Below are 9813 nucleotides of genomic sequence, written 5' to 3' on the forward strand. Positions count from 1 at the left end.
CACAGGGGTCACCTGTTCTTCGGGACGATGTGGTAAGGATCGGCTCATCCGCCTCTCGGAGTATGACTCATCCAACGCGTTGGATAGAGACGTTGGACAGTGAAGGTAATTTGATTATTATCCTGACTAACGACCTGACCATGGATGCTGTCGAGATTGGCGATTTGTATAGGAGACGCTGGCAAATCGAGCTGTTCTTTAAATGGATTAAGCAGCACTTGAAGGTAAAAAGCATGTATGGGAAGAGTGAGAATGCCGTATTCAATCAATTGCGGATTGCGCTCATCGCCTTCTGCTTGCTGTTACTTCTTCAATTGAGGGTGAGCCACAACGGAAGGGTGCTACTTGTTTACAGGTGTCTACAAAACACCTGGGCACAGCCCTTCGAGGTATTTCTACGCTGCTTAAACAGACCACCGAGCCGCAGTTCGCCTGGGCGGAAAAAGATGAAACACGAGCAAGTCTTCTCCCAGACGCTGCAGCAGTACGTAGACGGAGATATTGAACACTTGGATGACCTGGAGTACGACCCAGTCTAAATACGCCAAAATCTGGAATGTAGGCTATCTGTCTAAGAGGTGTAATCTTTTTAGGCCATACACATCCAGCTAACAAACCGAACATTCCGACTACGTACTGTTGCCATGCAGTGTGATGCTCTTGACACTCCAGTGACTATTTAATGCAACGCTAGTGGCTGCCACCGACTTAGCGGGGCTCCAGGACGGTCACACGACGTTCTTAAGTCGGTCGCAGCGACTTAACTCTCGAATTTTAAGGTATTAAGTCGCCACGGGCGACTTAATCATCCGAATCCAAGGCTATTAAGTCGGTCGCACCGACTTAGCGGTCCGAATCCAAGGCCCCCATAGCCTCCGAACCTCCGAACCTCCGAACCTCCGAACCTCCGAACCTCCGAACCTCCGAACCTCCGAACCTCCGAACCTCCGAACCTCCGAACCTCCGAACCTCCGAACAAGCCCCGCCATCTTACAACTCACACTTCCTCAGCGTACAGCCGGGATGTGGCCGACCATGACTCTCCGGGCGCAAGCATAAGCAAGCCCGACTCGTCGGGTGACAGACCCACGTTAGGCGCGTTGACCATGCTCGTCTGCGGCTCCGGGCAGACCATCTCACCCGTTGCATAACGGTTGAAAACCATCCACTGTTTGTATTGTGGACCCACGTCGTAGACGAGTCTGATCCCAAGCCGGTTATCTGTGAGCGTCATGTAGTTTACGCCATCCTGGGGTTCTGCGCTGTAATGATTGTCGAGTTGGGTGTAGAAAGGATTTATCCCATCACCTTGCATCTGCTTTTCTTCCACGCTCAAGGGCTGGATACGACCCGTAGGCAACATCCTGTCCGACATCTCCCACCGGTCCCCAAGGGTCACCTTCAGTGAATAGTCGGCCTGGTTACTCTCTTTCGCGAACGGTACGGCCAGTGTCGTGTGAAAGCCAAGCATAAATGGCATCGCATCCGGCCCCACGTTCTTGACAGCAACCTCCTGCTGAAGTCCGTAGGTGGATAAGGTATAGCGGATCGTGATCGTAAACTCATGCGGAAAATAGCGATACGACTCTCTGGCCTTGCTGATACCCGACTTTAGTTCAATAAACGCCGTACGATCCGTTGTCCCGATTGCCGAAACATCCCACGGCACATCTTTCAAAAAGCCGTGCAGGTGATTGTGCTTATCCGTCTCATTGATAGGAAGGTGATAAGTCTTCCCGTTTACAGTGAATGTCCCATCTTCGTAACGGTTCGGTGGAAACAAAACCGGGATCCCATATAGGACAGGATGCTTGCGGAATGACTCGAGATCGGAGGGGGTGCGCAGAAACTGCAACCCGCGCTCGCTGTCTTCAAACGCGACCAGGTTGCCCCCAAGCTCCGGTAAAACCATCGCGTGATAGGCTCCTGCGTAAAGGCTGACGGCCTGCGTCCCGTTATAGTTGTGCTCTTTCACAGATGTCTGCAATGTCGACCATCTCCAATGATGCAGTCTTAGCGTTACTGCCTGATACCAGCTGTCCGACAGAGCGTGTCAAACGTAACCTGGCCCAAGCCGCCGCCCTCAGCAGCGGCTCATCGACACCGGGCCCCCGCCCATAGCACAGCTTCAGCCCCAGGCCTCCGCCTACTCCGCGCCGTAGCCGTTTGGGTGCGCCTGATGCCATCTCCACGCGCTGGCTACAATCTCCTCCAGCTCAGCATGCTGCGGCTCCCAGCCGAGCATCGTGCGCGCCTGGGTGGAAGAGGCGACGAGTGAAGCGGGATCGCCCGCACGTCGAGCAACATCCACAGCCGGGATCGCCCGCCCTGTTACCTTGCGGGCAACCTCGATGACTTCTTTGACTGAGAAGCCAGATCCGTTCCCAAGGTTGAACGACTCCGCCCCGCCCTCCTCGCTTCGGAGGCGAAGGACTGCAAGCCTGTGGGCGCTTGCTAAATCCATCACATGGATGTAGTCGCGGATACATGTTCCATCCGGCGTCGGATAGTCGTTGCCAAACACGGACACAGCCTCACGTTGGCCGAGGGCAGCCTGAAGCACGATCGGCACCAAATGAGACTCCGGCCGGTGGTCCTCGCCAATCGGCACTGTCGGATGCGCCCCCGCCGCGTTAAAGTAGCGGAGTCGAATCGACTTCAGTCCGTATGCCTTATACGACCAGTCGAGCATCTTCTCAATCGCGAGCTTCGTGTCACCGTAGGGGTTCGTAGGCTGCTGGCGATCGCGTTCCTCAATTGGCGACTTCTCCGGCTCCCCGTAGACTGCTGCGGTCGATGAAAACACGATGTTCTTGACCCCTGCCTGGACCATAGCGGAGAGCAGCTTTGTCGTTGCTCCTACGTTATTCTCGTAGTATTTGAGTGGATCCTGCACACTCTCTCCAACGAGTGAATTGGCCGCGAAATGGACTACCGTATCGACCTCATGGTCTCTGAGGATCTGAACCATCGCCTCCGTATCGCGGATGTCGACGTTGTAGAAAGGTACCTGCAACACATCTACCGCTCCACGATGCCCTGTCGTCAGGTTGTCAACCACAACCACTTGTTCGCCGTGCTCAAGCAGTTCCGCCACCGTATGGCTTCCAATATACCCTGCCCCACCTGTAACCAAGATAGACATCAATTCCCGACCTCCTCATCTATACACCTAGAAGCAGCTGCTTATGCAGTCCCTCCAGTTGCATTCAAACGCTTGCCTGGCAGCACGCCGCCTGCTCCTACCGTCTGCTCCTACCGTCTGCTCCCTCACCGTCGTACCGGCCTCAGCGGAGCACCTCGTTCGTGACCTCTTTCACTCCGTCTCCGATGTCCGTCACGTAGAATGACGGCGCGTACCCGATGCGTGCTGTGTACGCCTCACCGACTGCGCGAACAAATTCGTCAACCTTGTCGGCCTCGACCAGACTCACTGTGCAACCTCCGAACCCGGCTCCTGTCATGCGCGATCCGATACATCCCCCCACAGCCCACGCGGCCTCAACGAGGGAATCGAGTTCTTTACCCGTGACCTCGTAATCGTCCCGTAAGGATTCGTGCGACGCATTCATCATCCGACCAAACTCCGCGATATCCCCATCGCGAAGGACTGTCGTTGCACGCTTCGCCCGGTTGTTCTCGAGGACCACGTGGCGTGCGCGTTTTTGGAGCACCGGATCGGCCAATTGTCCCTCGAGACTTGTCCACTCCGCCTCATCGATGTCACCGAGCGATCCGATGCCAGGACGCACTTTTTGCAACTCTACCAAGGCTGCTTCACACTCGCCGCGCCGCTCATTGTATTTGGAATCTGTGAGACCACGGCGCTTATTGGTGTTGGCGATAACCAGACTGACACCTTCAATCCGCACCGGCACCAGCTGATACGCGAGTGTGTCGCAGTTTAGCGAGATCGCGTGGTGTTGTTTGCCGAGGGCCACGGCGAACTGATCCATGATGCCGCAGTTCACACCAACAAACTGATTCTCAGCCGCTTGCGACAAGAGCGCCAGTTCCTCCCTTGAAAGCCCCGCCCCTAGCAGTTCATTCATCATGCTCGCTGTGACCACTTCCATGGATGCCGAACTCGACAGACCAGCGCCGTTGGGGAGGTTGCCGTAGTAGAACAGATCGAGTCCGGGGATTTCGAATCCACGCTTCTCAAACTCGTGGATGACCCCTTTTGGGTAATTCGCGTAGTCGTCACCCGTCTTGTACGTCAGATTGGCCGCAGGCACCTCGACAACTTGTTCAAAGGAGGCGGAAGCAAACCGTAGGACTTTATCTTGGCGCGGGCGCACAAACAACCAGGTCCCGATGTTCAGCGCTGCAGGCAGCACGTGACCTCCGTTGTAGTCCGTGTGCTCGCCAATGAGGTTCACACGCCCGGGGGCAAAGAAGACGCGCACTGCATCGCCTAACGCTGGGGTGCGGACGGTGGATGGTTGGTCCGCGCTACCCAGACGGAGCTGTTCGGCGTTTGCCGGGCTAGAATGTTCGGCGCTAGCCGGGCTAGGCTGTCCTGTGCTAGCCAGGCCACGCTGTTCGGCGTTTGCCGGGCTAGAATGTTCGGCGCTAGCTAGGCCACGCTGTTCGGCTGGCATGTCTGCTCGTGGAACGGATCCCGGAGAAAACCGCAAAAACTGTTCGATGACCGCCTGCCATTCAGTGCTTACCGGACTTTCCAATCGGCCGTTTGATGCTTGTTGAGTGTCCGCATGGTTACTCAATGCCGAGTTCCACCTTTCGCTTTAGAATGGCCTCGCGGAGTTGCACAGCCGTGTCCTCGACCGAGAGTGGATTACACGGCGCCCAAGCTGCTGTTTCGGACGATGCGAGGTACTTGATTCGGTCCTTCGCCCGCAGCGGCGGGTAAAACTCGATGTGAAAGTGGTAGTAGACATCGGGGTCGATATCACTGTCGATCGCGATGCCCAAAGCAGGCTGCCCCTTGCCGGTCGCTGTTGATGGATCCGTTCCTGCGGCCGCAGCTCCCGTGGCCGTCGTGGCGGACGCCTGGGTCGCGGCACCCATGGCTTGGGTCGCGGCCGTTCCTGCTGTTGCGGCACCCATGGCTTGGGTCGCGGCCGTTCCTGCTGTTGCGGCACCCATGGCTTGGGTCGCGGCCGTTCCTGCTGTTGCGGCACCCGTGGCCTGGGTCGCGGCCGTTCCTGCTGTTGCGGCACCCGTGGCCTGGGTCGCGGCACCAGTGACTGCTGTTGTGGCAACCGCGGCCTGGTTGGCAATGACATCGTTGGTAGGGGCTTGGTTGACCGGGCTCTGGTAGAGCGCCATCATGTACGGAAATTCACGATCAAACAGGGCATCCATACCGGCTGTGACGAGTTTGAGGATTTTAGCGAGATCGTCCCGCTCCTCACTCGTAAACTGAAGCAGGTTTGACTTATGCGCCTTGCTTGATATAAATGCCCCGTAAGGATAATCGGTAAAAAACGGGATGTAGCTGACAAAGTGATCCGTCTCGATCAGCATCCGCCCTTGAAAGGACGCTTCATCCTGGTTGATGTCGCAGATTAAACAACGTCCCGTCTCATGGTGGTGCGCACTCGAGGAATCAAGTTCAACCCGAATTTTCTGTGGTATATAAGGATAAGCGTAGATCTGACCGTGCGGGTGCGGCATGGTCACACCGACTTCGGGGCCGCGGTTCTCAAAGATAAGGATGTACTTGTGCTTGGGATCCTGTGACAAAACCTCAAAGCGTTCCGTCCAGAGATCAACGAGTTTTCGGATATGTGACACAGGCAGTTGCGGCAATGTGGTGTTGTGTTCCGGAGAGTATAAGACGACCTCACATTTTCCGTATGCCTCAGCAACCGCGTACAAGTCCGTCGCAACATCGTCCGGTTGTGGTGGGTTCGGCGAGAGTGCCGGGAAGTCGTTGTCATACTGGTAGACATCGTAGTTATCTGGGACTTTACCGGATCCCGGGCAAAATGGGCAGTAGTCCTTCGGCATATTGGGCCGGTTTTGCCGATTCGAGGCAACCATTGTCCAGTCTCTCAGCAGCGGATTGTATCGTAATTCAGCCATGGATGTACCTCCTTGTGCAGCATACATATAGAAGCATATATATAGGAAACATTTGACGAACAGATTTGACTCTGTCTACATGCTGTGACTAGGGAATCAGGCGTAACTCAAACACAGACTGACACTCAAACTAGCGCGACCAGCTTCGGTGCCAACGTTGTCAGTCCACCTGCGCAATGACCACTTCGGGTCCAAGTTTTCTCAACTCATCGACCGTCGCACGGAGCTCTGCAGATTTGCTTATTTCGGACTGGCTAGGGTCGGCGTCGCTGAGCTCATCACGAGCCTGGTTGATGTTCGTAATGACGACATCCACCTCCTCAAAATGGGCCAGGTGGGCCAAGGCTCGAATCCCCCACTTGGTATGATCAAACACGGCAACGACAGACTCGGTTTGCTCCATCATGACGCGATTGATTGCGGCCTCCTGAAGGTTGGGGGTGGTGAGGCCGTAAGCAAGATCGGCACCGTGAACACCAAGAAACAGTAAGTCTGTGTGCAACCGTCGGGCGTTTTCTTCAGCGAGCGGCCCGATGAGTGCGTCAGATGGTGTCCGAAATTGCCCACCGAGCAACAGAATATCGCTCCAGCCGTTCGCCTGAAGGACGGTGGCGATGTTGGTTGAGTTGGTCACAAATGTCAGGTGGTCAAGGTTGGGCGCCCCAGGTTTAACTTGCTGGGCCAGCGCCCAGGTTGTCGTTCCTGCCGACAAACCCAATGTCATCCCGGGTTCGATCCGCTGCAGCGCCGCCTGTGCAATCGCACTTTTCTCAGTCTGCTGAAGGATCCGCTTGTTGAGAAATGCAGGCTCCATGGTGCTTTTCGGCATGCGGCCTCCCCCAGCTACCTTTTCAACGAGTCCTTCGCGCTCAAGGTAATTCAGATCGCGTCGGATGGTGATCTCGGATACATCTAAGCGTTCAGCGAGATCGCTGATGGATACGAACCCTCTCTCGTTGATCAACTTCATGAGCGCCTGGCGACGCTCTGCCGGGTACATCCTGCAGTTCCTCCTTCAATAAATACCTTATCGGTCTTGATCATTCTTCGTTGTTCTTTGTTCTTGACCATTTTTTATCGGTGTTTATCATTATTTTATCATTGAGTTATCAAGTTGTGATCATTTTTTGATCCGAAAATGAGACCAACATATCATGACAAGCATTGCTTTCTTTTTGCATAGAATGTCTATTGACGGATGTATCCTGTCGTTTTAGATAATTCGCGCGAATGAATTACTGCAAACTCTGACCTTTTCCAACATCATCTATTGACAGAATTATGATTAAATTATATTTTTAACTTCAATCAAATTATAAAGGAGGTCAAGAATAGCTAGGCGAAGGTCAGGCTCTCCAGAGTATTCCCGGGGTGCAGATAAAGGCCCGCGAGGTAAGACCGACAGGTCAACCAAAGGGGTCAGAACGATTCGCCGCCACTAGATGGAAAGAGATAGGGTTTGGGGATTCTAGGGTGAAACACTCCCTATGTTCCGAATATTATTATTAGTACTTCATCATGAAGGGAGATAGGATATGAGCAGTGTACAAAACTCCTCTGGAGAAGGAAAGCTTAAGCGCCAGCTTGGGTTTCTGGACTTAACTTTCCTAGGTTTGGGAGCCATCATCGGATCGGGCTGGTTGTTCGCCTCACAAGGCGGCGCTCAACTCGCAGGCCCAACTGCTTGGGTGGCATGGGTGATTGGTGCTGTTGCAGTCGGACTTATTGGTTTGGTTTACGCGGAATTGTCTGGTGCACTCCCCCGCGCAGGAGGTATCATTCGTTACCCGGACTACTCACATGGTCCAATCGTCGGATTCTTAATGGGAATTGCTGCACTCGTTGCATACTCCAGTGTTGCTGGTATTGAAGCCGAAGCAATGCGTGGATACGCACAAACTTGGTGGAAGGCCCTCGGTACTTCAACTGGCGGCATCACCACGTTGGGCTGGTTCGTACAGTTCATCTTGCTGATTGTCTTCTTCCTTATCAACTATTGGAGCGTTAATATCTTCGGTAAAGTCAACTCCGTTGTTACCGCAATCAAGTTTATCGTACCATTGCTGACCATCATCGTGCTGTTGACGCATGTACACGGCGCAAACTTCAGCAACACTAAAGGCGCAGGCGGTTTCACAGGTATTGAATCTGCCGTCTCGACCGCAGGTATCATCTTCGCATTCCTTGGGTTCCGGCAAGCCGTTGACTTTGCTGGTGAAGCCAAGAACCCGCAGAAAAACGTCCCGCTCGCCATTATCACAGCTATTGCAATTGGTGCTGTGTTGTATATCCTGCTTCAAATCACGTTCATTGGTGCACTGACACCTGGTTCGTTGTCTGGCGGTTGGGCTGCACTGAACTACAAGTCGCCATTTGCTGACCTCGCGAGAGCGCTCGGTATGGCATGGTTGGCAAACGTGCTGTTCGCCGACGCTGTGTTGTCCCCAAGTGGTACAGGTAACATCTACCTTTCTTCTACCGCTCGCGTCATCTTCGCTTGGGCACGTACGGGAACCTTCTTCAAGGTCTTCAGCCGCGTCAGCCCGAAAAACGGTGTTCCTCGTCCGGCACTATGGCTCGCGTTTATCCTGAGTGTGTTCTGGACACTACCGTTCCCGACATGGGGCGCGTTGGTTGGCGTTGTTTCCTCCGCAACCGTTATGACGTACATCATCGGACCGATTTCCGCAGCTGCGCTCCGTCGCACAGCAAGTGGCATTCACAGACCATTCCGTTTGGGCGGAATGGGTGTCATCGCTCCGATCGCGTTCATCGTCGCTTCACTCATCATCTACTGGACCGGCTGGAAGATTGACTCCTGGCTCATTGGTCTGCAGCTCGCTGCATTCGTGCTATACCTCATCATCAACAAGGTGATGCCGAGCGAGAATATTGCACTTGGTCAGCAGATCAAATCAACCAGCTGGTTGATTGTCTACTACATCGTGATGTTCCTGGTTTCCAAATTCGGTGATAAAGCATTCGGCGGCTGTGGTGCGCTGAAGACCCCGGTCGATCAGATTATTGTCGTGGTCATCGCGTTGATCGCCTACTACTGGGGCGTCGCTGCAGCACTTCCGAAGGCCAACATCACGGAAGAGCACACCGAAGAAGACGCAGGCAGTCTGGCAGCTCAACCATACTGATTGATTGTGGCCTTGCGCTAGTGGTTGCAATTGATTGCACCGATTGCACCACTGCATCGGTGTGTGGCTCAAGCCAGCGGATGCTAACTCAATCTGGCGGAGGACGCCACCGAATCAGTTGAATTAAGAATGAAGTCCAAATTGGAAGGGCTGGGGAATCCCAGCCCTTTTCATATTGTGTTTTCGTCGTTGTTTTTGGGGAACGGGGAACGGGGAACGGGGAACGGGGCACAGCGCGACTTCATGCAGCCCGTGCGTTGGCGCCCAGGATCGTAGGACCTCCAGGACCTCAAGGACCTCCAGGACCTCCAGGACCGCTAAGTGGCTCATACCGACTTAACGAGGTCTCTCGGCAGCTTGACGCCGGCGCTAAGTCGGCCACACCGACTTAACTCTGAAATTTGGAGGAGTTAAGTCGCTCAGAGCCACTAGCGTTGCATTAACTTTTTAGTGGATTGTCAACGGGTACCCGTTGACAAATTAAATATTTTAAACCTTATGAAGATTCATGATTCTGTAACCCCTATACATATAAAGATTCCTTAGAATAGATGTACAGGTAGCCCTGTCCAAATCTAATCTAAGGAACCCAAGCATGGATAAGGGTATCATG

At 54.1% G+C, this 9813-nt stretch carries 7 protein-coding genes; 2 read left to right on the forward strand and 5 right to left on the reverse strand.

The genetic code is table 11. The features are described 5' to 3' along the window. On the forward strand, positions 1-539 hold a 539-nt coding region (locus tag AN477_RS07660; RefSeq protein ID WP_211265974.1), incomplete at its 5' end, for a transposase. Positions 540-997: 458 nt separating this feature from the next. Here the strand turns inward: AN477_RS07660 and AN477_RS07665 are convergent. The 5 genes from AN477_RS07665 to AN477_RS07685 all read right to left on the reverse strand — a co-directional run bounded on the left by AN477_RS07665 (position 998) and on the right by AN477_RS07685 (position 7054). After that, positions 998-1987 carry an aldose 1-epimerase gene (locus AN477_RS07665; protein WP_054968590.1) on the reverse strand — a complete coding sequence of 330 codons (990 nt, stop codon included), beginning with the start codon at positions 1985-1987 and terminating at the stop codon, positions 998-1000. Between the two features lie 159 nt (positions 1988-2146). After that, a complete protein-coding gene (galE, locus tag AN477_RS07670) occupies positions 2147-3145 on the reverse strand; it encodes a UDP-glucose 4-epimerase GalE (RefSeq protein WP_054968591.1) in 999 nt (332 codons plus the stop codon). Positions 3146-3287: 142 nt separating this feature from the next. Beyond that, complete coding sequence (locus AN477_RS07675; RefSeq protein WP_342668549.1) at positions 3288-4730, reverse strand: galactokinase; 1443 nt, start codon at positions 4728-4730, stop codon at positions 3288-3290. Continuing rightward, positions 4723-6054: a galactose-1-phosphate uridylyltransferase gene (gene galT, locus AN477_RS25400; protein WP_083486063.1), complete on the reverse strand. Its 1332-nt coding sequence runs from the start codon at positions 6052-6054 to the stop codon at positions 4723-4725. Before galT ends, AN477_RS07675 begins: the two co-directional genes overlap by 8 nt. 160 nt (positions 6055-6214) lie before the next feature. Then, positions 6215-7054, reverse strand: a complete 840-nt coding sequence (locus AN477_RS07685) for a DeoR/GlpR family DNA-binding transcription regulator (protein WP_054968592.1) — start codon at positions 7052-7054, stop codon at positions 6215-6217. Positions 7055-7589: 535 nt separating this feature from the next. Here AN477_RS07685 and AN477_RS07690 point away from each other — a divergent pair. Continuing rightward, a complete protein-coding gene (locus tag AN477_RS07690; RefSeq protein WP_054968593.1) occupies positions 7590-9200 on the forward strand; it encodes an APC family permease in 1611 nt (536 codons plus the stop codon). Positions 9201-9813: the final 613 nt, after the last annotated feature.

Source organism: Paenalicyclobacillus ferrooxydans (genome assembly GCF_001399675.1).
Classification (GTDB): Bacteria; Bacillota; Bacilli; order Alicyclobacillales; family Alicyclobacillaceae; genus Alicyclobacillus_B; species Alicyclobacillus_B ferrooxydans.